The sequence below is a fragment of the Streptomyces sp. NPDC028991 genome, assembly GCF_055564775.1.
In genome coordinates this window covers 35153-61508 of sequence record NZ_JBVHVP010000005.1, presented here as the reverse complement: position 1 = coordinate 61508, position 26356 = coordinate 35153, and the positions used below count along the sequence as shown (strand labels likewise).

Below are 26356 nucleotides of genomic sequence, written 5' to 3'. Positions count from 1 at the left end.
GACCTGGCCTTTTTCTTCGATCGTAGGTTCGGGTCGGCCCCGGGGCGGAGCCGCGGCCCCTGCGGTGACCTGCCCGGGGGAGGGCTGTGACAATCGGGACATGGAACGCAGCAGCACCACCTCGCAGGGCAGCAGCCGCCGAGAGGCCACCCGGCAGAAGCTCTACGAGGCGGCCGTCACCCTCATCGCCGAGCAGGGCTTCTCGGCCACCACCGTGGACGAGATCGCCGAACGCGCCGGCGTCGCGAAGGGCACGGTCTACTACAACTTCGCCAGCAAGTCCGTCCTCTTCGAGGAACTGCTGCGCCATGGTGTCGGGCTCCTCACCGCGTCGCTGCGGGAGGCGGCGGAGCGGACGGCGCGGGAGGGCCGCGGCCGGGTCGACGCCCTGGACGCGATGATCCGCGCGGGGCTGGTGTTCATCGACCGCTACCCGGCCTTCACCCAGCTGTACGTGGCCGAGCTGTGGCGTACCAACCGGGCCTGGCAGTCCACGCTTCTGGTGGTCAGGCAGGAGGCCGTCGCGGTGGTGGAGGGCGTGCTGCGCGAGGGCATGGCCGGCGGTGAGTTCAGCGAGGAGATCGACGTGCCGCTGACGGCCGCCGCGCTGGTGGGCATGGTCCTGGTGGCCGCGCTCGACTGGAAGGCGTTCCAGCCGGAACGCTCCCTCGACGACGTGCACGCGGCCCTGTCGCGGCTGCTTCAGGGACGGGTGAGCGGTCGCCCCTGAGGCACCGCGAAACCGCACTCCGGCGGCCGAGGCCGGTCGGAGCCGGTCGAAGCCGGTCGAAGCCGACCGAGCACGAAGAGCGCCGGTCCGTGGTGGCCGCGTCCCCCGCGGGCCGCCGTCGAACCGGCGCCTTCTCCTGCTCCCCCGTACGTCCCCCCGTCGGAACCCCCGTTCCGGCCGTTCCCCCGGGCTCCCCCGTGCCTCGCTCCCGCCGACCGCGGCCGGCGGAAGGAGCGGATCGCGGGCCCGGCTCCGTTCCGGCGCCCCGTGTCGCCGGTTCCGGAGCCGTGCCCCTCTCCGTGCCTCCACTCTCTCGTTCACACGGGCCGGGCCCCATCCGCGCGCGTACTCATCTGGGCGGCTAGGTACGGGTACTCAGCCGTGCGCACCCCGGCTCACGGCGGCGCCTCCCCGGCCGGTCACGCGCGCGCCCGTCGCGGTACTCAGACCGGCCCCGCAGCCGGCCGTTCCCGCAGGTGTACGGCCCGGCGGTCCCTGCGGCCGGTCTGTCGGTGGCGGCGGATAAAGTCCCTGGCATGGCACGGATTGCGGTGATCGGCGCCGGGATGGGCGCGATGGCGGCCGCCGCCCGGCTGGCCGTCGCGGGCCACCGGGTGGCGGTGTACGAGCGGACCGGGACGTACGGCGGAGCCCTGCGGCGCGTCGAGCGGGACGGCTTCTCCTTCGACACCGGCCCCGGTCTGCTGCCGCTGCCCGCGGTCTGGCGCGACCTGTTCGTCAAGACCGGCAAGGAGCCGCTGGAGTCCTGTGTCGAGCTGGTCCAGGTCGATCCGTCGTCACGGCACGTGTTCGCGGACGGTACGGAGGTCTCCCTGCCGAACGCGTCGCGAGCGGGCGTCGTAGCCGCCCTGGAGGAGGCACTCGGCCCGACCGCCGCGCAGCGCTGGGGCGACTTCCTGGTGCGGGCCCGGGAGACCTGGGACCGGACGCGCCGCCCGCTCCTCGAGGAGCCGCTGTGGCCGAACTGGGAGGTGCTGGCCGAGCGCGAGCCCTATCCCGCGGTCCCGCACAAGCGCCTCCTGCGCACCCGCCGGGCCGGCACGCTCGCCGAGGCCGGTGCCTGGGAGCTGCGGGACGCCCGGCTCGCCGCCCTCCTGGAGAGCCACGCGCTCGCGTACGGCCTGGACCCCCGAACCGCCCCGGCGAACGCCGCCGTCCTGCCGTACATGGAGTACGCCTTCGGCGTGTGGTACGTGCGCGGCGGTCTGCGGGAGCTGGCGCGGGCGGTGTACGAGCGGTGCCTGGCCCGGCGGGTCGAGTTCCACTTCGGCACCGAGGTCACGGGCGTCGTCGAGAAGGACGGCCGGGTGGCGGGCGTGGAGCTGGCCGAGGACGGGGTCGCGGAGGCGGAGTTCGTCGTCGCCGGTGTGGCGCCCGGCGTGCTGGACCGACTCTGCGACGGGCCGGCGGTGCGGGGCGACGGCGAGGTGCCGCCACAGCGCGGCGGGGCGAGCCGGACGACGGTGCTGCTGGCGCTGCGGGGCGGCCGTCCGGAGGGCACCGCGCACCGCACGGTGGTGCACGCGCCCGACCGCGAGGCCGAGTTGGAGGCACTGTTCGGCCGGGCACCCGGCCTTCCCGCGCGCCCGACCGTCACGGTCCTGCGGCCCGACGATGCCGCACTGGTCCCGGACGCGGACCACGAGGCGGTCACCCTCTCCTCGGTGGTGCCCGCAGGAAGCGGGGCGGACGGTGAGGACCGCGTCGAGCGCATCGTCGAGGCCGCCGAGCGTGCGGTACCGGGTCTGCGCGACCGTCTTCTGTGGCACGAGGTGCGCACCCCGGCCGACGTCGCGGCGGCGACCGGCGTGGCGGGCGGCGCGGTTCCGGTGCCGGCGCTGGCGGGGGCCGGCGGACGACTGCTGCACCCGGCGAACGTCACGCGCACGGCCGGGCTGTTCACGGTCGGCGGGTGGTCGCACCCCGGCGGGGGGCTGCCGCACGCGGGCATGTCGGGCGCGCTGGTGGCCGGACTGGTCGTGGAGGGGCCCGAGTTCCGTGGCTCCCAGTGAGCGGTCGGGGACCGGCGTGCGGTCACGGGCCGGCGTGCGGTCAGGGGCCGGTGTGGGCGGTCAGGGGCCGGTCACCGAGCCGCTGAGGCATCGTCAGAAGCGGTATTGCTCGTCGTAGTCGTACCCCTGCCCCTGACTCCGGCCCTGCGTCTGGCCGTTGTCCGGGTACGGGTACGTCTGCTCCGGCGGGAGCTCGCCGCCGTAGGGGTCGTCCGTGCTGCGCTGCTGCGGCACCCACACCCCGCCGGCCGGGGTCTCGCCGCCGTAGCCGCCGTGCGTGCCTGCGGGGTACTGGTCCTGCCCGTAGCCCTGCTGGCCGTACTGCTGTCCGCCGCTCGTGTCGTAAGTCCCGGTCTCGTACGCCGCCCCGCCGTAGGTGTGGGTGCCGATGTACGGGTCGGAGTAGGCGGCGTACTGCTGCTGGTCACCGCTGTCGTAGCCGTAATTCTGCTGACCGTAGCCCGAGTAGTCGTAGGCGTAGGACTGGTCGGCGCCCTGGGGGGCCGCGGCCGGTGCCTGCTGGTCGCTGCCGTATCCGGCGTCGGCGTACACGCCGTACGAGCCGGTGTCGTCCGGCATGGGCTGCGGATCGTAGACGGCGGTGGTCTCCGCGTCCGTGGGGCCGGCGGGGCGGGCCGGGGTGAAGACGTCGTCGCGGTCGTAGTCGTCGCGACCGTAGCCGTCGCGGCCGTAGGACGGGCCGTCCTGGCCAGGTGCGTGGCCCTGCGCGCGGTCGTCGTAGCCGTCGTGGTCGCCCCGGCCGCCCTCGGCCGCCTCGAGACCGGAGACCTCCAGCGTCGGCTCCTGGCGGCCACGTTCGGGACGGCCGCGCCTGCCGACGAGACTCACCGGTGCGTTGACCGCCCAGCCGGCCTCGAAGCCGCGGCGGAACGACAGCGTGACGTAGGTCTGGCCGACCGCGAAGGCGGCCGCGCCCAGCCCGATGACGATCACGTTCGACATGAGCACACCGGCCACGACGCCGACGAAGCCGCCGAAGGCGAGCAGCCGCCAGCGCAGCCGTGCCTTGTACTGCAGCAGCACCTCACCGAGCAGCCACAGCGCGACGACGCCGAACGCGATGTAGAGGACCGTCCAGCCCATGTACGCCCCTCTCCCAGTGGCCGTTACGCAGTGTGTCGCAAATACGTGCGGCCGGTCTAGGCCCGCGGTGGGTGGTGCAGGCCCAGGTTCTCGTAGATTTCCAGGGTCGCCGTGGAGTTGTTGAGCGTGATGAAGTGCAGTCCGGGCACACCCTCGGCCAGTAGCCGCGCGCAGAACTCCGTGGCGAACTCGATGCCAATGGAGCGTACAGCGGTCGGATCGTCCTTTGCTGTGAGGATCCGCTCTTTCAGCTCGGCCGGGAACGAGGCGTTGCTGAGCTTTGGCAACCTCTCCAGCATCTTCACACTGGTCACCGGCATGACCTCGGGAATCACCGGGGTCTCGCAGCCGGCCGCGGCGACCCGGTCGCGCAGACGCAGGTAGGACTCGGGCTGGAAGAACATCTGCGTGATCGCGTAGTCGGCGCCGGCCCGGCACTTGTCGACGAAGTGCGCCACGTCCGTGTCCCAGTCGGCGGAGCGCGGGTGCATCTCGGGGAAGGCCGCGACGCCGACGCAGAAGTCGCCCGACTCCTTGATGAGCCGGACGAGTTCGGCGGCGTAGGTCAGACCCTGTGGGTGCGGGACCCAGTCGGCCGTGGGGTCGCCGGGCGGGTCGCCGCGCACGGCCAGCATGTTGCGGATCCCGGCGTCGGCGTACTGGCCGATGATGTTGCGCAGCTCGGCGACGGAGTGGTCGACGGCGGTGAGGTGGGCCACGGGGGTCAGCGTCGTGTCGGCGACGATCTGCTGGGTCTCCTTGACCGTCCCGGCGCGGGTGGAACCGCCGGCGCCGTAGGTCACGGAGACGAAGTCCGGAGCCACCGCCTCCACCCGCCGAAGTGCGCTCCACAGGTTCTTCTCGCCCTTGGCCGTCTTCGGCGCGGAGAACTCGAACGAGTACGTCGTCTTGCCGGACGCGAGCATGTCGCGCACGGTGCGTGCGCGATCAGTCCTGGTGGATGCGGTTCCGAGGGCCATACGGGCAGGTTAGCCAGGGGGCGGCGGTCACCCAACCGGATGCGTGATATTTGTCCGCATTGTCGAGTTGTTGTCCACCCCTTGGACACATGCCTCCGGCACCCGCCTACGCCTGCCGCAGCCGCTTGGCGAACTCGGCCGCGGCCGCCGCCGGGTCGTCCGCCGCGGTGATCGCCCGGACGACCACGACGCGCCGGGCACCGGCCTCCAGCACCTCGTCGAGGTTGCCGAGGTCGATGCCGCCGATGGCGAACCAGGGGCGGTCGGTGCCCAGGGACGCCGTGTGACGGACCAGGTCGAGGCCGGGGGCGTGGCGGCCGGGCTTGGTGGGGGTCGGCCAGCACGGGCCCGTGCAGAAGTAGTCGACGCCGTCCTGGGCGGCGGCAGCGACGGCCTCGGAGCCGGCGTGCGTGGAGCGGCCGACGAGGACGTCGTCGCCGAGGATCGCGCGGGCTGCGGGCACCGGGAGGTCGCCCTGCCCGAGGTGCAGCACGTCGGCGCGGGCGGCGTGGGCGACGTCCGCCCGGTCGTTCACCGCGAGGAGCTTGCCGTGGCGGGCGCAGGCGTCGGCGAAGACCTCGAGGTACTCCAGCTCCTCTCCCGCCTCCATGCCCTTGTCGCGCAGCTGCACGATGTCGACGCCGCCCGCCAGCACCGCGTCCAGGAACTCGGGCAGGTCGCCCTGGCTGCGGCGGGCGTCCGTGCACAGGTAGAGCCGGGCGTCGGCGAGCCGGGCGCGGGCGGTCGTGGCGGTGTCGGGCATACGGATCTCCCCCAGGTCGGTGGCGTGGCCGGCGGTACAGCGCGGCCTTGGCTCATGGGCCGCGGTGGCGACGCGGCCCTCGGATACGGGCCGCGGTGCCGATGCGGCCCTCGGGATACGGGCCCGCGACGGGCCGCTGCCCGGCGTCACGGGCGGCTGCCGCGGGCGCGGGCCATGGGGCGGGTCGACCCGCACGACGGGCCAGCCGTCGGCCGGTCGTCGGGCGGTCGTCGGCCGGTCGTCGGCGGGTCGCCGCCGTGGCGTACGGAACCGCAGACCGTCGGCCCCGTGGGACCGTGGGTCGGTCGCGGCCCGTACGCCGGTCGGTGGGTGTCAGGTCAGACGGCGAGCGCCTGGGCGCGGCGCTTCACCTCCGTGCCGCGATTCTCGCTCAGCGCCTGGGCGGGGGTGCCGGGCAGGGTCTCGTCGGGCGTGAAGAGCCACTCCAGCATCTCCTCGGCCGAGAAGCCGTCGTCCCGCAGCAGTGTCAGGGTCCCGACCAGGCCCTTGACGACCTTGTCCTCGTCGATGAAGGCCGCGGGGATGTGCAGCGCGCGGTTCTCACCGCGCCGTACGGCGATGAGCTGGCCTTCCTTGATCAGCTGGCGTACGCGGGTCACCTCGACGCCGAGCATCTCGGCGATGTCGGGGACGGTGAGCCAGGCAGGCACGAGAGCATCGATCTTTGCGTCAATCTCGGTCACGTCTCAAGCCTGCCATCTGGCACTGACAGTCGGAAGCCGGACCCGTCCCGCCCGGGCCGCCGCACCCGGGCGGCGGGCTACGCAGTCGCCGCCTTCAGCGGCCTCGCCGGGTCGGCCAGCAGCCGCGGGTCCATCGTCGTGGCCGACTGGATCAGGCGTTTGCCCTGCGCCAGGTCCCGGGGGCGGCCCACCGCCAGCAGGGCGACCAGGCGGCCCTCGCGCAGCCAGCAGACCGTCCACGCGGGCCCCGAGGGATCACCGCGCCACAGGGTCGTGTCGGCGGACGTGTGGTGACCGGCGTACTGGACGAAGCGGCCGAACTGCTCGGACCAGAAGTACGGCACCGGATCGTAGGTGGCCGGGGCCTCGCCGGTGGCGGCGCCGATGATGTTGGCGGCGACCGTGCGCGGGCCCTGGAGGGCGTTGTCCCAGTGGTGCACGAGCAGCCGCTCCCCGTACCGGCCGGACGGGAAGGAGGCGCAGTCGCCGACCGCGTAGACGTCCGGGACGCAGGTGCGCAGGCGGTCGTCGGCCAGGACGTCGCCGTGCGGGCCGAGGCCGATCCCGGAGCCGGCGAGCCATGCGGTGGCGGGCCGGGCGCCGATGCCGACGACGACCGCGCCGGCGGGCAGCCGGGAGCCGTCGTCGAGGACCACGTGCCCGGGTTCCCCGGCACCGCCGGGCTCGACGCGTTCCACGCGCGCGTGGGTGCGCAGTACGGCGCCCGCGTCGGCGTACCAGCTGGTCATCGGCGCGGCGATCTCGTCGGGCAGGGCACCGGCGAGGGGCCGGCCGGCGGCCTCCACGACGGTCACGGCGCAGCCCGCCTCCCGCGCGGCGGTGGCGAACTCGGCGCCGATCCAGCCCGCGCCGACGACCACGATGTCGTGCTGCCGGGCGAGCACCGGGCGCAGTCGTTCGGCGTCGTCCAGGGTGCGCAGCAGGTGGACGCCGGGCACCCCCTCGGCGCCGGGGAGCCGGATCGGCTCGGCGCCGGTCGCGAGGACGAGGACGTCGTACGGCACGGGCCCCGCGGAGGTGTCCAGGACGTGTGCGCCGGGGCGGACGCCCAGGGCCTCGCAGCCGAGCCGCAGGGTGATGCCGAGTGCCTCGAAGTCGACGTCGAAGGCGGAGCCCTCGGCCGTGCCGAGCAGGACGGCCTTGGACAGCGGCGGGCGGTCGTACGGCTGGTGCGGCTCCGCGCCGATCAGTGTGACGGTGCCGGTGAAGCCCTGCTCCCGCAGGGCGACGGCGGTCTGCACCCCCGCCATGCCCGCGCCCACGACCACCACGCGGCGCTCCGCGTCCGCTCCCCGGTCCCGGGGCTGCTCCTGCGTCTGCTCGCTCACCTGATCACCTTAGACACCCGCCGTTTCGCCAGTCAGTGCCCGTGCACGGTGACCTGCTCCACAACGCTCGTACCACTGCCCCGCCGCGACTCCCACTCCCATGTCTCCTCCAGGCGCACCCGCCCGTCCGGCAGGTCGACGACGGTCGACACGCAGTGTCCCGACGACGTGCTGCCGCCGGTCTCGAGCTGCACGTACCGGAAGTCGAGCCGGTCGCCTTCCCGGGTGCCCACCAGACGGCCGCGGACGACGTCGCCGCCCGCGTACTCGGCCCATACGGCGCCGTCCTGTTCGTGGTAGGTGAAGCGGGTGCGCCTGCCCACCTGGCCGGGCGCCTGGTCGGCGACGGGGGCGAGGACGAGACCGTCGAGTGAACGCGCCACCTGTGGAGGCTCCCTTACGAGTGCGATGCGCTGCGGGCTAGGCTGGCCAACGTAAAGCACTCGCGGGAGCCCGGACGCACCGGGCTGAGAGGGAGGCTGGCGGCCTCCGACCGTACGAACCTGATCCGGGTCATGCCGGCGAAGGGAGGGGCTGGACGCCCATGTCGTCTCCGCCACACACGTCCGCACGCACGTCGTCACACACACCCGACGTCCTCGTCGTCGGGGGCGGGATCATCGGCCTGGTCACGGCCTGGCGGGCCGCGCAGCGCGGACTCGTCACGGCCCTCGTGGACCCCGAACCGGGCGGTGGGGCCGCCCAGGTGGCCGCCGGGATGCTGGCCGCCGTCACGGAGCTGCACTACGGCGAGCAGACGCTGCTCGCGCTGAACCTTGCCTCGGCCCGCCGCTATCCGGAATTCGCGGCCGAGCTGACCGACCTCACCGGCCACGACCTCGGTTACCGCCGGTGTGGCACCCTCGCCGTCGCACTGGACGCCGACGACCGAGCCCACCTGCGGGAGCTGCACACGCTCCAGCACCGCTCGGGCCTGGAGTCCGAGTGGCTGTCGGGGCGCGAGTGCCGGCGCCTGGAGCCGATGCTCGCGCCGGGCGTGCGCGGGGGGCTCCGGGTGGACGGCGACCATCAGATCGACCCCCGGCGCCTGGCCGGCGCACTCGTGACCGCCTGCGAACGCTCGGGGGTGGTCTTCCACCGGGTGTGGGCCGAACGCCTCACCGTCGGACGCGGCGAGCGGGCCACGGGCGTCGTCACCGTCGACGGCACGGCGCTGGAGGCCGGGCAGGTGGTGCTGGCCGGGGGCAGCCTGAGCGGACGGCTCGCGGGCGTCCCGGACGACGTGCTGCCGCCCGTGCGGCCCGTGAAGGGGCAGGTACTGCGGCTGACGATGCCGCGGGCGCACGGGCCGCTGCTGAACCGGACGGTGCGGGCCGTGGTGCGCGGCAACCACGTCTACCTGGTGCCCCGGGAGAGCGGCGAGCTCGTCGTCGGCGCCACCAGCGAGGAGCTGGGCTGGGACACGACGGTGACCGCGGGTGGCGTCTACGAGCTGCTGCGCGACGCCCACGAGCTGGTCCCCGGCATCACGGAGCTGCCCCTGACGGAGACCCGGGCGGGTCTGCGCCCCGGCTCCCCGGACAACGCCCCGCTGCTCGGTCCGACCGGGCTGGAGGGCCTGCTGCTGGCCACCGGGCACTACCGCAACGGCGTGCTGCTCACCCCGGTCACCGGCGACGCCATGGCGCAGGCCCTGGCCACCGGGGAACTGCCGGCCGAGGCCCGCCCCTTCACCCCCCGGCGCTTCAGCGCCGTCCCCGCACTCTCGGAGCAGCCAGCATGAACATCTCCGTCAACGGCGAGCCGCGCGAGGTGACTCCCGGTACGGCCCTGGACGCACTGGTGGGCACGCTCACCGCGGCACCGTCCGGCGTCGCCGCCGCCCTCAACGAAACCGTCGTCCCGCGCGCGCAGTGGCCCGCCACCGCCCTCGCCGACGGCGACCGCGTCGAAGTCCTCACCGCCGTCCAAGGAGGCTGACCATGGCCGACGACCCCTTCGTCCTCGGCGGTACGGCGTACGGCTCCCGCCTGATCATGGGTACCGGCGGGGCGCCCAGCCTCGACGTGCTGGAGCGCGCGCTCGTGGCCTCCGGCACGGAGCTGACGACCGTCGCGATGCGGCGCGTGAACACCTCCGTGCACGGGTCCGTGCTGTCGGTGCTGGAGAAGCTCGGCATCCGGGTGCTGCCGAACACGGCCGGCTGCTTCACCGCCGGGGAGGCCGTCCTCACCGCCCGGCTCGCGCGTGAGGCCCTCGGTACCGACCTGGTCAAGCTGGAGGTCATCGCCGACGAACGCACCCTGCTGCCGGACCCGATCGAGCTGCTGGACGCGGCGGAGACGCTGGTCGACGACGGGTTCACGGTGCTGCCGTACACGAACGACGACCCGGTCCTCGCGCGGAAGCTGGAGGACGTCGGGTGCGCGGCGATCATGCCGCTCGGTTCGCCGATCGGCTCGGGGCTCGGTATCCGCAACCCGCACAACTTCGAGTTGATCGTGGAGCACGCGCGCGTGCCGGTGATCCTGGACGCGGGTGCCGGTACGGCCTCGGACGTGGCGTTGGCGATGGAGCTGGGGTGTGCGGGTGTGATGCTCGCCTCGGCGGTCACGCGGGCGCAGGAGCCGGTGCTGATGGCCGCCGCCATGCGCGCCGCGGTGGAGGCGGGACGGCTGGCCCGGCTGGCGGGGCGGATTCCGCGGCGGCACTTCGCGGAGGCGTCTTCTCCCGCGGAGGGCCAGGCGGTGCTGGATCCGGAGCGGCCCGCTTTTCAGTGACCGTGGACCGTCCCGCCGCCTCGCTCTCTCCCCCGCCCGCAGCACCCGTCTCCGGCCGGACGAGCGGTGGACCTTCCCGTGGGGGTTCCTCGCGTCGCCGGCCGGGCGGCCGTGCGGCGGTGGAGGCCCTGCCGTGCGTGGGAAGCGTCACAGGTCCGCTGCAGTAGAGCCCCCGTTCGCCGGCGGCGGCGCCGGGTGTCCGTGGCGGCTCGTAGACTCGCTGCGTGGACACGACCCTCCAGGACCCTCTCGTCGGGCAGGTGCTCGACGGCCGGTACCGCGTCGAGGCGCGGATCGCGGTCGGCGGGATGGCCACGGTCTACCGGGCCGTGGACACCCGCCTGGACCGCGTGCTCGCGCTGAAGGTGATGCACCCGACGCTCGCCACCGACGCCACCTTCGTGGAGCGGTTCATCCGCGAGGCGAAGTCGGTGGCCCGGCTCGACCACCCCAATGTCGTGCAGGTGTTCGACCAAGGGGCCGAGGGCGCGTATGTCTACCTGGCCATGGAGTACATCGCCGGCTGCACCCTGCGCGACGTGCTGCGCGAGCGCGGGGCGCTCCGGCCGAGGGCCGCACTGGACATCCTGGAGCCGGTGCTGGCCGCGCTCGGCGCCGCGCACCGGGCCGGGTTCGTGCACCGGGACATGAAGCCGGAGAACGTCCTGATAGGCGACGACGGCCGGGTCAAGGTCGCCGACTTCGGCCTGGTCCGGGCCGTGGACACGGTCACCAGCACCACCGGGGCCGTCCTCGGCACCGTCTCCTACCTGGCGCCCGAGCAGATCGAGCACGGCGCCGCCGACCCGAGGGTCGACGTGTACGCGTGCGGCGTCGTCCTGTACGAGATGCTGACCGGCGGCAAGCCGCACGACGGGGACTCCCCCGCCCAGGTGCTCTACAAGCACCTGCACGAGGATGTGCCGCCGCCGTCGGCCGCCGTTCCCGGCATGGCGTACGAGCTGGACGAGCTGGTCGCCTCGGCGACCGCGCGCAACCCGGAGATCCGGCCGCACGACGCCGTGGCGCTGCTCGGGCAGGCCCGGGAGGCACGCGCGGCGCTGAGCGCGGACCAACTGGACGCGGTACCGCCGCAGGCCCTGGCCGCGGAGCACGACAACGCCGAGGACCGCACGAGCGTGATCCCGCGCGCCCTGACCACCCCCACGCCCGGCTCCGCTCGCGCGGGGGGAGCCCGGCCGCTGCCCGTGAACGAGGGCGACGGCGACGGCACGGCGGACGCGTTCCCCGCGAACGGCTTCCCCGCGAACGGCTTTCCCGCGGACGGGGTGAACCGCACCAGCCGGCTGGCGGCACCTCCGTCGGCACCGCCGCGGCGCCGGCGGCCGGAGCTGCGGCGCGGCCCGCTGACGATCGTCGTGGCCGTCCTGCTGGTACTCGGCGTCGGCACGGGCGTCTGGTACATCAACTCCGGCCAGTTCACCAAGGTGCCGCCGGTGCTGTCCAAGACCGAGGCGCAGGCCCGGGACCGGCTCGAGGACTCCGGACTGGACGTCGGCAAGGTCCGGCACGCGTACAGCGACACCGTGGAGCGCGGCAAGGTCATCAGCACCGACCCCGGGGTGGGCACCCGCATCCGCAAGAACGACTCCGTGTCGTTCACGGTCTCCGACGGCCCCGACACCGTGAAGCTGCCGGACGTCCAGGGCTACAAGCTGGACCGGGCGCGGACCCTGCTGAAGGACGAGGGGCTGGAGCCGGGCATGGTGACCCGGGCGTTCAGCGAGGAGGTCCCCAAGGGGTTCGTGATCTCCACGAAGCCGAAGACGGGCACCACGGTGCGCGCGGGCTCGGCGGTCGCCCTGGTCGTCAGCAAGGGCAGTCCGGTCGACGTCCCGGACGTCACCGGTGACGACCTGGCCGACGCGCGGGCCGAGCTGACGGAGGCCGGTCTGAAGGTGGAGGTCGCCGCCGAGCAGGTGAACTCCGAGTACGACAGGGGCCGGGTCGCCCGGCAGACGCCGGACCCGGGCAGCCGCGCCGCCGAGGGCGACACGGTGACGCTCACGGTGTCCAAGGGCCCCGAGATGATCGAGGTCCCGGACGTGGTCGGCGACAGCGTGGACGACGCCAAGCGGAAGCTGGAGGACGCCGGCTTCCAGGTGGACGAGGACCGCGGTCTGCTCGGGCTGTTCGGCGACACCGTGAAGGAACAGTCCGTGGACGGTGGAAAGACGGCTCCCAAGGGGTCGACCGTCACCATCACGATCCGCTGAGCCGGTACCAAGGGCTCTTGCCCTGCCCCGCCGGGAACCCGGCCGGCGGAGGGGTCATCGTCCCGCCCCGCTACGTTCTGACCTGCGCCCACGTGGTGACGTCGGCCATGGGCGGACGGCTCGGGGACGACCCGCACGCCACCGTCACGGTGACCCTCGGCAGCGGACCGAAGCTGACGGGCTCCCCGGGCGGCGGGCACCGCTACACCGGCGGCACCGGTGCGCTGGTGCGGTCGTACCCTGATCCGGGGTCCGCCCACACGTCCTGGCATCCTTGGTCCGGACATGAACACCACACCTTCCCCCCGTATGCCGCGCAACCCCGTCGGCGGCCACGTCCCGGTGGCCGGCGGCCTGCACTCCGTGGGCCTGTCCTATGCCCGTGAGCTGAAGGCGGAGGCCGTGCAGGTCTTCGTCGCCAACCCGCGCGGCTGGGCCACGCCGGCCGGCAGCCCGAAGCAGGACGAGGCCTTCCGGGAGGCCTGCGCGGCCGGGTCCCTCCCCGCGTACGTGCACGCTCCGTATCTGATCAACTTCGGCTCGCACACCGAGGCGACGGTGGAGCGGTCGGTGGACTCGCTGCGGCACTCGCTGCGGCGCGGGCGGGCGATCGGGGCCCTCGGCGTGGTCGTGCACACCGGCAGCGCGACCGGCGGCCGGGAGCGGGCGGTGGCGCTGAAGCAGGTACGGGAGTACATGCTTCCGCTGCTCGACGAGCTCACCCACGACGACGACCCGTACCTGCTGCTGGAGTCGACCGCCGGCCAGGGCTCCTCCCTGTGCTCGCGGACCTGGGACTTCGGGCCGTACTTCGAGGCGCTGGACGCCCACCCGAAGCTCGGCGTCTGCCTGGACACCTGCCACATCTTCGCGGCGGGGCACGACCTGACCGGCCCGTCGGGCATGCACCGGACGCTGGATCTGCTGGTGGACACGGTCGGCGAGGGCCGGCTGAGGCTGATCCACGCCAACGACTCCAAGGACGTGGCCGGGGCGCACAAGGACCGGCACGAGAACATCGGCGCCGGTCACATCGGCGAGGACCCGTTCCGGGCGCTGATGACGCACCCCGCGACCGAGGGCGTGCCGCTGGTGATCGAGACGCCTGGCGGCAAGGAGGGGCACGCGGCGGACGTGGAGCGGCTGAAGAAGCTGCGCGACGGCTGACCCCGAGGGGCCGTACGGCGGGTCAGAGCCCGGGGCCGTCCCCGGGCTCCTCCTGGTAGGAGTAGCGCTGCTCCTGCCACGGGTCGCCGATGTTGTGGTAGCCGCGCTCCTCCCAGAAGCCGCGGCGGTCGGCGGTCATGTACTCGATGCCGCGGACCCACTTCGGGCCCTTCCAGGCGTACAGGTGCGGGACGACCAGCCGGAGCGGGAAGCCGTGTTCCGCGGTGAGCAGCTCGCCGTCCTTGTGGGTGGCGAAGAGGGTGCGCTCGGCGGCGAAGTCGGACAGCCGCAGGTTGGAGCTGAATCCGTACTCCGCCCACACCATCACATGGGTGACGGCCGGCGCGGGCGGGGCGAGGTCCAGGATCGTGGCGGCCGGAACGCCGCCCCACTCGGAGCCGAGCATGCTGAACTTCGTGACGCAGTGCAGGTCGGCGACGACCGTGGTGTACGGCAGAGCGGTGAACTCGCCGTGGGTCCAGCCGTGCTTCTCGCCGTCGGCGGTGGCGCCGAAGACCCGGAACTCCCAGCGCTCGGGGCGGAACTTGGGGACCGGCCCGTAGTGCGTGACCGGCCAGCCGCGCTGTAGTCGCTGCCCCGGTGGGAGCTCGGACCGCGACGCTCCTTCCGAACCGCCTTCTCCCGATTCGTGTCCCGCCGGCTGACCCATGCCTCCATCCTGACAGACCCGGACCGATGCCCCTGACCCGCCCCACTTACAATCGGGCAAACAGGGGCGAACCTTACAAGCTCGACTAAGCCTGCACTTACTTACTAAGTCGAGACTTACTGGACGATCTTCGATGCCGGTGCAATCATGCGGCGCAACACGCCAGTTCCCGTTCGAAGGAGCGTCAAGCGATGCAGGGCGACCCCGAGGTCATCGAGTTCCTCAATGAGCAGCTGACCGCCGAGCTCACGGCGATCAACCAGTACTTCCTGCACGCGAAGCTGCAGGACCACAAGGGCTGGACCAAGCTCGCGAAGTACACGCGCGCGGAGTCCTTCGACGAGATGCGCCACGCCGAGGTGCTCACCGACCGCATCCTGCTCCTGGACGGCCTGCCGAACTACCAGCGGCTCTTCCACGTGCGGGTCGGCCAGAGCGTGACCGAGATGTTCCAGGCGGACCGGGAGGTCGAGGTCGAGGCGATCGACCGGCTGCGCCGGGGCGTCGAGGTGATGCGGGCCAAGAACGACATCACGTCGGCCAACGTCTTCGAGGCGATCCTCGCCGACGAGGAGCACCACATCGACTACCTGGACACCCAGCTCGAGCTGATCGAGAAGCTGGGCGAGTCGCTCTACCTGTCCACGGTCATCGAGCAGTCCCAGCCGGACGCGTCCGGCCCCGGCTCGCTGTAGTCAGGCCGCTTCCGGGAACTCGGCGAGGACCGGTTCACCCTGGTCGGCCAGTTGCCGGCGGGGGCAGGCGCCGCGGCCGAGCAGGGCCTGGATGCGGCGTACGCAGCCGCCGCAGTCGGTGCCGGCCTTGCAGGCGGAGGCGATCTGCCGGGGCGTGCAGGCACCGGCTTCCGCGTGGCTCTTCACCTGTTCCTCGGTGACACCGAAGCAGCTGCAGACGAACACGCGGTTCACCTCCCGAGGGGGTACAAGGTCGTGCCGTACCGACGACCGGAGGGCCCGACTGGTCGGTGAGGCAAACCTAACCTTACCCATCGCGCGAGGTCGGCAAAAGTGGAGGGGGCGCGGATCGTGTGTGACCCGCGCCCCATTCCGTGCCCCTGCCGCCCGTCCGACGCCGTCCGACGGGCGGGCCGTCACTGGTCCCGGTACATCTCCGCGACCAGGAACGCCAGGTCGAGCGACTGGCTGCGGTTGAGCCGCGGGTCGCAGGCCGTCTCATAGCGCTGGTGCAGGTCGTCGACGAAGATCTCGTCACCGCCGCCCACGCACTCGGTGACGTCGTCACCGGTCAGCTCCACGTGGATGCCGCCCGGGTGGGTGCCCAGCGACTTGTGGACCTCGAAGAAGCCCTTGACCTCGTCGAGCACGTCGTCGAAGCGCCGGGTCTTGTGGCCGGAGGCCGCCTCGTAGGTGTTGCCGTGCATCGGGTCGGTGATCCAGGCGACGGTGGCGCCGGAGGCGGTGACCTTCTCGACCAGCTCGGGGAGCTTGTCGCGGACCTTGTCCGCGCCCATGCGGACGATGAAGGTCAGCCGGCCGGGCTCGCGCTCGGGGTCCAGGCGCTCGATGTACTGGAGCGCCTCCTCGGCCGTCGTCGTCGGGCCGAGCTTGATGCCGATCGGGTTGCGGATCCGCGAGGCGAACTCGATGTGCGCGTGGTCCAGCTGCCGGGTGCGCTCACCGATCCACACCATGTGACCGGAGACGTCGTACAGCTGCCCGGTGCGCGAGTCGACGCGGGTGAGCGCCGACTCGTAGTCGAGCAGCAGCGCCTCGTGCGAGGAGAAGAACTCGACGGTCTTGAACTCCTCCGGGTCCGTGCCGCAGGCGTGCATGAAGTTCAGCGCCTGGTCGATCTCCCGGGCGAGCTGCTCGTAGCGCTGGCCGGAGGGCGACGACTTCACGAAGTCCTGGTTCCAGGCGTGCACCTGGCGCAGGTCGGCGTAGCCGCCGGTGGTGAAGGCGCGCACCAGGTTCAGCGTGGACGCCGACGCGTGGTACATGCGCTTGAGCCGCTCGGGGTCCGGGATCCGGGCCGCTTCGGTGAAGTCGAAGCCGTTGACGGAGTCGCCGCGGTAGGTCGGCAGCGTCACGCCGTCGCGGGTCTCGGTGGGCTTGGAGCGCGGCTTGGAGTACTGGCCGGCGATCCGGCCGACCTTCACCACGGGCACGGAGGCGGCGTACGTGAGCACGGCGCCCATCTGGAGCAGCGTCTTCAGCTTGTTGCGGATGTGGTCCGCGGACACCGCGTCGAAGGCTTCGGCGCAGTCGCCGCCCTGGAGGAGGAACGCCTCTCCCTTGGCGACGGCCGCCATCCGGGCGCGCAGCTGGTCGCACTCGCCCGCGAAGACGAGCGGCGGATACGACTCGAGGTCCGCGATCACTGCGCGCAGAGCCTCGGTGTCGGGGTACTCGGGCTGCTGCGCCGCGGGCAGGTCTCGCCAGGTGTTGCCGGCGCTCGGGCCGGTCTTAGCGTTCACGGTCACCCCTTAACACTACGGGGTCGTGTCACGCGGTTTTCGCGTGGTTCGACAGGTGAGACGGCACCCCCCGTGCGGACCACGGGACCGGCGTTGGTAGCCTCACGCCCCTTTGCAGTTTGAATCACGGACATCTCACATACACACCGAGCGCATACCAGGGGTGGGACTTGAGCGCGGATCATCGCAGAGACCGCAAGAAGAAGAGACTGCTCGTCTACGGTGTCGCCTCGGTGGTGGCCGCCGCCACCACGGCCGGCACGCTGGCCCTGGCCTCGCCGGGGCTGCTCGGCTCGGAGGACGCCAAGGCTTCCGCCGCCCCGGACGTCCGGCTGCAGGCCGAGTTCGAGGAGGCCGCGGAGGAGTTCGACGTCCCGCAGAGCGTGCTGATGGCGGTCTCCTACCGGCAGACGCGCTGGGAGGACCACGACGGACTGCCGAGTACCACCGGCGCGTACAACGTCATGGGGCTCACGGACGTCGACCCGGAGAACCTCGGGGACGGCGACGCCGACGAGCGCGAGCACCAGCTCGAGCACATGAACCGCAGCGGTGACCCGGCCATCGAGAAGAACTTCGACGCCGAGAAGGCGCTCGCGAGTCTGCGCGGGAAGCCCGTCGACACGAGCGACCCGCGGCTGCACACCCTGGACGAGGCGGCCGAGCTGATCGACGCCTCCTCCGAGGAGGTGCGGAGCGACGCCGGGGAGAGCATCCGGGCGGGCGCCGCCCTGCTCGCCAAGTACCAGGAGGACGCCACCGGCTCGCTGCCGGAGGACCCCGGCGCCTGGTATCCGGCCGTGGCCCGGGCCAGCCAGGCCACCGACCACAAGGGCGCGGAGCTCTTCGCCAAGCGCGTGTTCGAGTCGATCAAGACCGGTGAGCGCCGCCTCACCGTCGACGGCCAGTACCTCACGCTGCCGGCCGACCCGGCGGTGAAGCCCGACCGGGGCACCGACTTCGACCTCGCGGGGGCCTACACCGCCGAGGCCGCCGCGACCCCCGACTGCCCGACCGGCCTGAACTGCGACTTCCGCCCCGCCGCGTTCAAGCAGAACAGCGGCAGCCTGGACGACTGGGGCAACTACAGCATCGCGAGCCGCCCCGAGGCCGGCCACGAGATCAACTCCATCCTGCTGCACGACACCGAGGGCAGCTACGAGAGCGCCCTGGGCGTCTTCCAGAACTCCCGCACGTACGCCAGCGCGCACTACCTGATCCGCGCCTCCGACGGCCTGGTCACCCAGATGGTCGAGAACAAGAACGAGGCGTGGCACGCGGGCAACAAGAGCCTCAACATGCACTCGATCGGTATCGAGCACGAGGGCTACGCGATCAAGGACGGCAGCTGGTACACCGAGCCGCAGTACGAGTCCTCGGCCGCCCTGGTCAAGCACCTGGCCGGCAAGTACGACATCCCGCTGGACCGTGAGCACATCATCGGCCACGACGAGGTGCCGGGCGTCCTGGACTCCAAGGTCAGGGCCCAGCACTGGGACCCGGGTCCGTTCTGGGACTGGAACCACTACATGGACCTGCTGGGCGCCCCCACCGGCGCCGAGGGCCCCGGCGGCCCGTACAAGGCCGGTCAGGTCGTCCGGGTCGTGCCGCCGTTCACCACGGCGAACCAGCCGAAGCTCACCAACGGCGGGTCCGCGGTCGCCAAGCAGCCCGCGAACTTCACGTACCTGTACTCCTCGCCGACCACCGGCTCGGCCACCCTCACCGACCCGTACCTGGGCAGCCAGACCTGGACCGAGGGCTGGAACTGGGCCAACAAGGTCGTCGCGGGCGGCGAGTACGTGGTCGCCGAGGCGCGGCAGGACTGGACCGCCATCTGGTACGGCGGCAAGAAGGCCTGGTTCTACAACCGGGGCGGCCAGTTCGCCACCGCCGTCGGCACCCCGGACGTGATCACGCCCAAGTCGGGCGCCGGCACGGTCCCGGTGTACGGGCGCACCTACCCCGAGGACAGCGCCTACGCGGGCACCGGAGTGGACGTCCAGGACGAGAACACCGCGTCGCTGACCAAGTACGGCGTCCTCGCCGGGCAGAAGTACGCGCTGGCCGGGTCGGCCATCAACGGCTCGTACTACAACAGCGGCAACATCGACGGCTCGGGCGAGGGCTCCCGCACGGTGGTCGTGGGTGACACGGTCTTCCACCCGATCCGCTACAACCACCGGCTGGCCTGGGTCCGCGCCTCGGACGTCCAGGTGGTCCAGGGCACCGCGCCGGACCCGGGCACCGACCGCTACGACATCCTCGGCCGGGACTCCTCGGGTGTGCTGTGGCAGTACCAGGGGACCGGCAGCGCGTCCGCCCCGTTCTTCGGCCGCTTCCGCATCGGCGGCGGCTGGAACACCTACAACGCGGTGACCACGCTGACGGCGCTGCGCGCGGACGGCACCGGCGACGCGGTGGCCCGCGACAAGAGCGGGGTGCTCTGGTACTACAAGGGCAGCGGCGACCTGACGGAGCCGTTCCGCAAGCGCACCCGGGTCGGCGGCGGCTGGTACGTCTACGACACCATCACCGGCGCCCGGGACCTCACGGGTGACGGCAGGCCGGACCTGGTCGCCCGCGACAAGAGCGGCGTCCTGTGGCTCTACAAGGGCACCGGCGACTCCTCCGCGCCCTTCGAGAGCCGGAGCAGGATCGGCGGCGGCTGGTACGTGTACAACGCGCTTGCCGACACCGGCGACCTCACGGGTGACGGCAGGCCGGACCTGGTCGCCCGCGACAAGAGCGGCGTCCTGTGGCTCTACAAGGGCACCGGCGACTCCTCCGCGCCGTTCGAGAGCCGGAGCAGGATCGGCGGCGGCTGGTACGTCTACGACGAGCTGAACGGCCCGAGCGACCTGAACCGCGACGGGGTGCCGGACCTGGTCGCCCGCGACAAGGACGGCGTGCTCTGGTACTACCAGGGCACCGGCAGCGCCTCGGCGCCCTTCAAGGGCCGCACCCGGATCGGCGGCGGCTGGAACACGTACGGCATGATCGTCTGACGCCGTCCGGCGCCGGCCCTTCGTGACGCTCCACCCCGCCCGCGGGGCCGCGGCCGTCCCTCATCCAGGGATGTGCTGCGGTGCCGCGGGCGGATGCGTTAAGGTCGGCGGCATGTTCGCGCACTCGATCCAGAACTGGTGGTGGACCGCTCATCCGGCGGCCCACTGACTGCGCGTAACGAAATACTTCGCGAAGGCCGCCCGAGGGGCGGCCTTCGGTGTTTTCGCGACCGGGACCGTTCCTCCCACCGAGAGTCTCGACGAGAGACCGAGAGGGACACGACCCATGACAACGCTCGACGGCCTCCTGGCCGACCCCCGCCCGTTCGCCCTGCTCCGCCGCCGCACCCCGGGCCGCGCTCACGACACCGTGGAACTGCTGCTCGGCCCGGTGACCGAGCACGACAGACTCGCCGGCCTGCCCGACGAGGGGCTGGCACTCGTCCCCTTCCGGCAGATCCGCGAGCGCGGCTTCGACGTCCGCGACGACGGCACACCGCTGCTGGTGCTGACCCCCGAGGAGCGGTACGACATCCCGCTCACCGAGGCCCTCGACCGGCTCCCCGCGCACGACGTCCGCGTCGAGGACGGCGGCTTCGACGTGGACGACGACGAGTACGCCAAGATCGTCGGACGCGTGCTGGACGAGGAGATCGGGGGCGGCGAGGGCGCCAACTTCGTGATCCGGCGGACGTACGAGGGGCGGATCCCCGGGTTCGGGAGGGCCGACGCGCTGGCGCTGTTCCGGCGGCTGCTGGAGGGCGAGCGGGGCGCGTACTGGACGTTCGTGGTGCACACCGGGGACCGCACCCTGGTCGGGGCCAGCCCCGAGGTGCACGTGCGGATGTCCGGCGGGAGGAGCGGGCGCGAAGCGCTCTCGGCTGCGGGCGGTGGCGGGAGACGGGCGGGCGGCACGGTCGTCATGAACCCGATCAGCGGGACGTACCGCTACCCCGCCGGCGGACCGACCCCCGAGCACCTGCTCAGCTTCCTCGCCGACGGCAAGGAGATCGAGGAGCTGTCGATGGTGGTCGACGAGGAGCTCAAGATGATGTGCACCGTCGGCGACATGGGCGGCGTGGTCGTCGGGCCGCGGCTGAAGGAGATGGCGCACCTCGCGCACACCGAGTACGAACTGCGCGGCCGTTCCTCGCTGGACGTGCGGGAGGTACTGAAGGAGACGATGTTCGCGGCGACGGTCACCGGCTCGCCGGTGCAGAACGCCTGCCGGGTGATCGAGCGGCACGAGGCCGGGGGGCGCGGCTACTACGCGGGGGCACTGGCCCTGCTCGGCAGGGACTCCGGCGGCGCCCAGACCCTCGACTCCCCCATCCTCATCCGCACCGCCGACATCGACGCCGCCGGGCGGCTGCGGGTGCCGGTCGGCGCCACGCTGGTGCGGGGCTCGGACCCGGCGGGCGAGGTCGCGGAGACCCACGCCAAGGCGGCCGGGGTACTGGCGGCGCTGGGCGTACGTCCGTCCCGGCCGCGCGCGGAGACCGGGCGGCCGAACCTGGCCGCCGATCCGCGGGTGCGGGCGGCGCTGGACGGGCGCCGGGCCTCGCTGGCGCCGTTCTGGCTGCGGATGCAGGAGCCGTCGGACGCGCTCGCGGGCCACGCCCTGGTCGTCGACGCGGAGGACACCTTCACGGCGATGCTCGCGCACGTGCTGCGCTCGTCGGGGCTCACCGTGAGCGTGCGGCGGTACGACGAGCCGGGGCTGCGGGAGACGGTGCTCGGACACGAGGGTCCGGTGGTGCTGGGGCCCGGTCCCGGTGATCCGTCCGACCCCGCCGATCCCAAGATGCGCTTCCTGCGCGCCCTGACCGCCGAGGTGATCCTCCCCCACACTCGGCCTCGCTCGCACGGGGAGACCCCCGTGAACCGGCACGGCGTCCTCGGCGTCTGCCTCGGACACGAGCTGATCTCGGCGGAGCTGGGACTGGACATCGTCCGCAAGGAGGTGCCGTACCAGGGGGCGCAGACGGAGATCGACCTGTTCGGGCGGCGCGAGACCGTCGGCTTCTACAACAGCTTCACCGCGCGCTGCGACGACGAGACGGCCGGTGAACTGGCCGCGCACGGCGTCGAGGTGAGCCGCTCGGCGGGCGGCGAGGTGCACGCCCTGCGGGGGCCGGGCTTCGCCGGCATCCAGTTCCACCCCGAGTCCGTGCTGTCGCTGAACGGCGCGGCGATCGTGCGGGAGCTGGTCGGTCAGCTGCGCGGTACGAGCACGTTCTCCGAGCGGCGGCCCTCGAGGTAGTCGAGGACGTTGCGTGCCGTGGCGTCGACGATCTGGCCGACGGCGTCCTCGGTGTAGTACGCCTGGTGCGAGGTGACCAGGACGTTCGGGAAGGTGACGAGGCGGGCCAGGGTGTCGTCGGCGATGGCCTCCAGGGACTTGTCGAGGAAGAACAGGCCCGCCTCCGCCTCGTACACGTCCAGGCCCACACCGCTGAAGCGTCCCGCGCGCAGCTCGCCGACGAGCGCGGCGGTGTCGATCAGCCCGCCGCGGCTGGAGTTGACCAGGATGGCGTCGCCCCGCATCGACTTCAGGGCGGCCGCGTCGATCAGGTGCCGGGTCTCGGCCATCAGCGGGAGGTGCAGGGTGACCAGGTCGGACTGGGCGAGCAGTTCGTCCTTGGGGACGTAGCGCATGCCGAGTTCCATGCAGGCGGGGTTCTCGGCGACGTCCCAGCCGAGCAGCCGCATGCCGAAGCCGTGGGCGATGCGGGTGAACGCCTCGCCGATCTTGCCGGTGCCGAGGACGCCGGCGGTGCGGCCGTGCATGTCCCGGCCCATCAGTCCGTGCAGGCGGAAGTCGAAGTCCCGGGTGCGGGTGGAGGCGCGCACGACCCGCCGGTTGACGGCCATGGCGAGGGTCCACGCGAACTCGGCGACCGAGTAGGGCGAGTAGTACGAGACCCGGGCGACGGTCAGTCCGAGCCGCTCGGCGGTGTCGAGGTCGATGTTGTTGAAGCCGGTGGAGCGCTGGGCCACCATCCGGGTGCCGCCGGCCGCGAGGATCTCCAGGACGCCGGCGCCGAGGTCGGCGTTGACGGAGGTGGAGACGATCTCGTGGCCGGCCGCGATGGGGGCGGTGTCCTCGTTGAGGAAGACGTCGAGGCAGCGGATCTCGTCGTGGCCGTGGAAGGCCTGCTCGATCAGGGGCTTCTCGTCGGCCTGGACGCCGAAGGCCAGGATCTCCATGACCGCTCCCGTTCTGCTGGGCTCCGGGGCCGAATATACGGCGCCGGAGCCGGAGCCGCCGGTCAGCGGCGCCCGCGGACCAGGAGTCAGGAGCCCGCGGCCACGGATCAGGGGGTTCAGAGGGGCAGGGGTCAGGGGCCAGGGTCAGGGGTCAGGGCCAGGGGTCAGGGGTCAGGGGTCAGGGGTCAGCCGAAGAAGACTCCGACCTCCTCGTACAGCTTCGGGTCGACCGTCTTCAGCCGGGCCGTGGCGTCGGCGATGGGGACGCGGACGATGTCCGTACCGCGCAGTGCGACCATCTTGCCGAAGTCGCCGTCGCGGACGCAGTCGACGGCGTGCAGGCCGAAGCGGGTGGCGAGCCAGCGGTCGAAGGCGCTGGGCGTGCCCCCGCGCTGGACGTGGCCGAGGACGGTGGTGCGGGCCTCATTGCCGGTGCGCTTCTCGATCTCCTTCGCCAGCCACTCGCCCACCCCGGACAGCCGGACGTGCCCGTACGAGTCCAGCGACCGGTCCTTGAGCACCATGTCGCCGTCGCGCGGCATCGCCCCCTCGGCGACCACCACGATCGGGGCGTACGACGCCCGGAACCGCGAGGTCACCCAGGCGCAGACCTGCTCGGTGTCGAAGCGCTGCTCGGGGATGAGGATGACGTTGGCGCCGCCGGCCAGGCCGGAGTGGAGGGCGATCCAGCCGGCGTGCCGGCCCATGACCTCGACGACCAGCACGCGCATGTGCGACTCGGCGGTGGTGTGCAGCCGGTCGATGGCCTCGGTGGCGATGCCCACCGCCGTGTCGAAGCCGAAGGTGTAGTCGGTGGCGGACAGGTCGTTGTCGATGGTCTTGGGCACGCCGACGCACGGCACGCCGTACTCGTCCGCGAGCCGGGTGGCGACTCCGAGCGTGTCCTCGCCGCCGATGGTGATGAGCGCCTCGACGTCGAGTCCCGCGAGGTTCTCCTTGATGCGCCGGATGCCGTGCTCGTGCTGGAGCGGATTGGTGCGCGAGGAGCCGAGGATGGTGCCGCCGCGGGGCAGGATGCCGCGGACGGCCGGGATGTCGAGACGGACGGTGTCGCCCTCCAGCGGACCGCGCCAGCCGTCCCGGAAGCCGGTGAAGTCGTAGCCGTACTCCTGCACGCCCTTGCGGACGATGGCCCGGATGACGGCGTTGAGCCCGGGGCAGTCGCCGCCTCCGGTCAGTACTCCGACGCGCATGGAACATCCCTTCGCCGCGGATACCCGACGAAGGGTCAGTGTCGCGCGTCACTCACTCGTCGTCGAGGCCGCGTTCTATCGCGTACCGCACGAGTTCCACGCGGTTGTGCAACTGGAGCTTGCCCAGGGTGTTCTGGACGTGGTTCTGCACGGTGCGGTGGGAGATGACGAGGCGTTCGGCGATCTGCTTGTAGCTGAGGCCCTTGGCGACCAGGCGGAGCACCTCGGTCTCGCGGTCGGTGAGCCGGGGCGCCCCGGGCTCACCGGTCTCCGCGGCCGGGGCCGGTTCGGAGGCGAGGCGGCGGTACTCGCCGAGGACCAGCCCGGCCAGTCCCGGGGTGAAGACCGGGTCGCCGAGGGCCGTGCGGCGCACCGCGTCCTGCAACTCCTCGGTGGAGGCCGACTTCAGCAGGTATCCGGTCGCGCCGGACTTCACCGCCTCCAGCACGTCGGCGTGCTCCCCGCTCGCGGAGAGGACGAGGACGCGCAGCTTCGGGTCGGCGCCGACGACCTCCTTGCAGACCTGGACGCCGGGCTTGCCGGGCAGGTTGAGGTCGAGCACGAGGACGTCGGGCGCGGCGGCCCGGGCGCGGCGTACCGCCTGGTCGCCGTCGCCGGCGGTGGCGACCACGTCGAAGCCGGACTCGGCCAGGTCCCGGGCGACGGCGTCGCGCCACATCGGGTGGTCGTCGACCACCATGACCCTGATCGGTCCCCGTCGTTCGGTCATCGCTCCGCTGCCTTCCGCCGTGCGGTGGTGCTGCCGGTCTTCTTCGGTGCCTTCAGTTCGACCTCCGTGCCCTGACCGGGCACCGAGATCAGCTCGGCCGTGCCGCCGAGCTCGCGCAGCCGGCCCCGGATCGACAGGGCCACGCCGAGGCGTCCCTCGCCCTCGGCCTCGGCGAGCCGTCCCTCCGGGATGCCGGGCCCCTCGTCGCGGACGGTGACGATCACCTCGTCCGGCTCGTCCTCGACCAGGATCCACGCGCGCGCGTGCTCACCGGCGTGCTTGCGTACGTTGTCCAGGGCGGCTCCCACGGCCGCCGCGAGTTCCCGGGCCGCGAGGGGGGCCAGCAGGACCGGCGCGCCCGGCTCGGCGAGGTTCACCAGGGAGCCGGCGTACGGGGCGAGCAGGGCGCGCAGGTCGACGGGACCGTCCGGATCGTCCCGCTCCGGCTCCTCCACCGCCCGTACGACCGCGCCTTCGGCGGCGTCCTCCGACACGCGGGAGACGGGCACCAGGCCCCCGGAGACCAGGGTGCGCAGCGCGACCTCCTGCTCGCCGGCCATCCGGCCCAGTTCGGCCGCCTCGCCGCCGATGACGGCGCCGCGCCGCTGCACCATCGCCAGTACCTGGAGCACGCTGTCGTGGATGTCCCGGGCGAGCCGCTCCCGCTCCCTGGTCGCCGCCTCGATCTCCAGGGCGCGGGCGAGGGTGCGCTCGGAGGCGCGGGCGACCTCGACGACGTAGCCGATGGCGATGGAGGCGACCCAGACGAGGATGACGTTGTGGACGGTGTCGCGGGCGGGGCTGCCGCGTTCGACCAGGTTGGCGACGGCGACGAGGGTGGAGGCGACGGCCGCCCAGCGCCAGCCGCCCTTGATGGCGAAGGCCAGGACGGAACCGGCGGTCCATATCGACGGCAGGGTCGGGCCGCCGTCCATGACCCGTTCGTGCGCGTCGGCGAACGGCGTGAGCAGGATGCCGGTCAGCGCGATGGTGAGGTCGGCGGCGAGGAACCGCTTGGTGCAGCTCGCCGCGCCCGAGACCTTGGGCAGGGTCGCCAGCGTCCAGACGAAGAGGACGGCGTAGTAGGCGACGGCGAGCCAGGGGCGGTGGAAGCCGGAGTAGGCGGTGGTGAAGAAGCCGATCGCGTACAGCATGGTGAGCACGCGGTAGCCGGCGAGCGCGCGCCACAGCGGCTGCTCGACCGACATCCTCATGACTCTCTCGCGCCTGGCCATGTCCCCCCGTCCCCGGCCGCCCG

The 26356-nt window shown here is 72.5% G+C and carries 24 protein-coding genes and 1 riboswitch; of the genes, 11 read left to right on the top strand and 13 right to left on the bottom strand.

The annotated features are described in order from the left end of the window. Positions 1 to 100 precede the first annotated feature (100 nt). Positions 101 to 730, top strand: coding sequence for a TetR/AcrR family transcriptional regulator (locus ACZ4V1_RS12930; RefSeq protein WP_468333722.1), 630 nt, complete (start codon positions 101 to 103; stop codon positions 728 to 730). Between the two features lie 536 nt (positions 731 to 1266). Next, complete coding sequence (locus tag ACZ4V1_RS12925) at positions 1267 to 2763, top strand: phytoene desaturase family protein (protein ID WP_468333720.1); 1497 nt, start codon at positions 1267 to 1269, stop codon at positions 2761 to 2763. A 93-nt stretch (positions 2764 to 2856) separates the two neighbouring features. On the opposite strand, the gene ACZ4V1_RS12920 is transcribed toward ACZ4V1_RS12925, so the two are convergent. The 6 genes from ACZ4V1_RS12920 to ACZ4V1_RS12895 form a co-directional block, all read right to left on the bottom strand. Then, positions 2857 to 3867: an SCO2102 family sporulation regulator gene (locus ACZ4V1_RS12920; RefSeq protein ID WP_468333717.1), complete on the bottom strand. Its 1011-nt coding sequence runs from the start codon at positions 3865 to 3867 to the stop codon at positions 2857 to 2859. 56 nt (positions 3868 to 3923) lie between these two features. Next, positions 3924 to 4847, bottom strand: coding sequence for a methylenetetrahydrofolate reductase [NAD(P)H] (gene metF, locus ACZ4V1_RS12915; RefSeq protein WP_468333715.1), 924 nt, complete (start codon positions 4845 to 4847; stop codon positions 3924 to 3926). Between the two features lie 106 nt (positions 4848 to 4953). Continuing rightward, positions 4954 to 5610 (bottom strand): thiamine phosphate synthase, encoded by a 657-nt coding sequence (thiE, locus tag ACZ4V1_RS12910; RefSeq protein WP_468333712.1) that lies wholly within the window; start codon positions 5608 to 5610, stop codon positions 4954 to 4956. Between the two features lie 338 nt (positions 5611 to 5948). Then, positions 5949 to 6314, bottom strand: a complete 366-nt coding sequence (locus tag ACZ4V1_RS12905) for an Rv2175c family DNA-binding protein (protein ID WP_375916551.1) — start codon at positions 6312 to 6314, stop codon at positions 5949 to 5951. A gap of 77 nt (positions 6315 to 6391) precedes the next feature. Then, positions 6392 to 7663, bottom strand: coding sequence for an NAD(P)/FAD-dependent oxidoreductase (locus ACZ4V1_RS12900; RefSeq protein ID WP_468333709.1), 1272 nt, complete (start codon positions 7661 to 7663; stop codon positions 6392 to 6394). 32 nt (positions 7664 to 7695) lie between these two features. Then, on the bottom strand, positions 7696 to 8046 hold the full coding sequence (locus ACZ4V1_RS12895) for an avidin-fold protein (protein WP_468333707.1): 351 nt from the start codon (positions 8044 to 8046) through the stop codon (positions 7696 to 7698). Positions 8047 to 8098: 52 nt separating this feature from the next. Beyond that, positions 8099 to 8210: riboswitch (TPP riboswitch) on the top strand. On the opposite strand from ACZ4V1_RS12895, the gene thiO reads away from it, so the two are divergent. The 5 genes from thiO to ACZ4V1_RS12870 all read left to right on the top strand — a co-directional run bounded on the left by thiO (position 8208) and on the right by ACZ4V1_RS12870 (position 13808). After that, complete coding sequence (gene thiO / locus ACZ4V1_RS12890) at positions 8208 to 9407, top strand: glycine oxidase ThiO (RefSeq protein ID WP_468333704.1); 1200 nt, start codon at positions 8208 to 8210, stop codon at positions 9405 to 9407. It overlaps the preceding riboswitch by 3 nt. Further along, positions 9404 to 9604, top strand: a complete 201-nt coding sequence (thiS, locus tag ACZ4V1_RS12885) for a sulfur carrier protein ThiS (protein WP_468333701.1) — start codon at positions 9404 to 9406, stop codon at positions 9602 to 9604. The genes thiO and thiS overlap by 4 nt, the downstream gene beginning before the upstream one ends. A gap of 2 nt (positions 9605 to 9606) precedes the next feature. Continuing rightward, positions 9607 to 10404, top strand: a complete 798-nt coding sequence (locus tag ACZ4V1_RS12880) for a thiazole synthase (RefSeq protein ID WP_468333698.1) — start codon at positions 9607 to 9609, stop codon at positions 10402 to 10404. 224 nt (positions 10405 to 10628) lie between these two features. Beyond that, the gene (pknB, locus tag ACZ4V1_RS12875; protein ID WP_468333696.1) at positions 10629 to 12641 is read left to right on the top strand and encodes a Stk1 family PASTA domain-containing Ser/Thr kinase; all 2013 of its coding nucleotides are present in this window, start codon (positions 10629 to 10631) and stop codon (positions 12639 to 12641) included. A 285-nt stretch (positions 12642 to 12926) separates the two neighbouring features. Then, positions 12927 to 13808, top strand: coding sequence for a deoxyribonuclease IV (locus ACZ4V1_RS12870; RefSeq protein WP_468333693.1), 882 nt, complete (start codon positions 12927 to 12929; stop codon positions 13806 to 13808). 22 nt (positions 13809 to 13830) lie between these two features. Here the strand turns inward: ACZ4V1_RS12870 and ACZ4V1_RS12865 are convergent, their stop codons facing one another. Beyond that, on the bottom strand, positions 13831 to 14478 hold the full coding sequence (locus ACZ4V1_RS12865; RefSeq protein WP_468333690.1) for a sulfite oxidase-like oxidoreductase: 648 nt from the start codon (positions 14476 to 14478) through the stop codon (positions 13831 to 13833). A 191-nt stretch (positions 14479 to 14669) separates the two neighbouring features. On the opposite strand from ACZ4V1_RS12865, the gene bfr reads away from it, so the two are divergent. Further along, positions 14670 to 15173 carry a bacterioferritin gene (gene bfr / locus ACZ4V1_RS12860; RefSeq protein ID WP_468333687.1) on the top strand — a complete coding sequence of 168 codons (504 nt, stop codon included), beginning with the start codon at positions 14670 to 14672 and terminating at the stop codon, positions 15171 to 15173. Here bfr and ACZ4V1_RS12855 read toward each other — a convergent pair whose 3' ends face one another. Continuing rightward, positions 15174 to 15407, bottom strand: a complete 234-nt coding sequence (locus ACZ4V1_RS12855) for a (2Fe-2S)-binding protein (RefSeq protein ID WP_468333684.1) — start codon at positions 15405 to 15407, stop codon at positions 15174 to 15176. A gap of 182 nt (positions 15408 to 15589) precedes the next feature. Then, positions 15590 to 16942, bottom strand: coding sequence for a class II 3-deoxy-7-phosphoheptulonate synthase (locus ACZ4V1_RS12850; protein ID WP_403553219.1), 1353 nt, complete (start codon positions 16940 to 16942; stop codon positions 15590 to 15592). Between the two features lie 164 nt (positions 16943 to 17106). On the opposite strand from ACZ4V1_RS12850, the gene ACZ4V1_RS12845 reads away from it, so the two are divergent. From ACZ4V1_RS12845 to ACZ4V1_RS12835, 3 genes are all read left to right on the top strand, one after another. Continuing rightward, on the top strand, positions 17107 to 19944 hold the full coding sequence (locus tag ACZ4V1_RS12845) for an N-acetylmuramoyl-L-alanine amidase (protein WP_468333681.1): 2838 nt from the start codon (positions 17107 to 17109) through the stop codon (positions 19942 to 19944). A gap of 70 nt (positions 19945 to 20014) precedes the next feature. Then, a complete protein-coding gene (locus ACZ4V1_RS12840) occupies positions 20015 to 20113 on the top strand; it encodes a trp operon leader peptide (protein ID WP_468333678.1) in 99 nt (32 codons plus the stop codon). Positions 20114 to 20230: 117 nt separating this feature from the next. Further along, complete coding sequence (locus ACZ4V1_RS12835; RefSeq protein ID WP_468333675.1) at positions 20231 to 22207, top strand: anthranilate synthase family protein; 1977 nt, start codon at positions 20231 to 20233, stop codon at positions 22205 to 22207. On the opposite strand, the gene ACZ4V1_RS12830 is transcribed toward ACZ4V1_RS12835, so the two are convergent. From ACZ4V1_RS12830 to macS, 4 genes are all read right to left on the bottom strand, one after another. After that, positions 22159 to 23154 carry a 2-hydroxyacid dehydrogenase gene (locus ACZ4V1_RS12830; RefSeq protein ID WP_468333672.1) on the bottom strand — a complete coding sequence of 332 codons (996 nt, stop codon included), beginning with the start codon at positions 23152 to 23154 and terminating at the stop codon, positions 22159 to 22161. The two genes, ACZ4V1_RS12835 and ACZ4V1_RS12830, sit on opposite strands and share 49 nt — an antisense overlap. Before the next feature lie 185 nt (positions 23155 to 23339). Continuing rightward, complete coding sequence (locus tag ACZ4V1_RS12825; RefSeq protein ID WP_468333669.1) at positions 23340 to 24368, bottom strand: 6-phosphofructokinase; 1029 nt, start codon at positions 24366 to 24368, stop codon at positions 23340 to 23342. Between the two features lie 52 nt (positions 24369 to 24420). Then, the gene (locus ACZ4V1_RS12820) at positions 24421 to 25098 is read right to left on the bottom strand and encodes a response regulator (protein ID WP_468333666.1); all 678 of its coding nucleotides are present in this window, start codon (positions 25096 to 25098) and stop codon (positions 24421 to 24423) included. Next, positions 25095 to 26333, bottom strand: a complete 1239-nt coding sequence (gene macS / locus ACZ4V1_RS12815; protein ID WP_468333663.1) for a MacS family sensor histidine kinase — start codon at positions 26331 to 26333, stop codon at positions 25095 to 25097. Before macS ends, ACZ4V1_RS12820 begins: the two co-directional genes overlap by 4 nt. Positions 26334 to 26356: the final 23 nt, after the last annotated feature.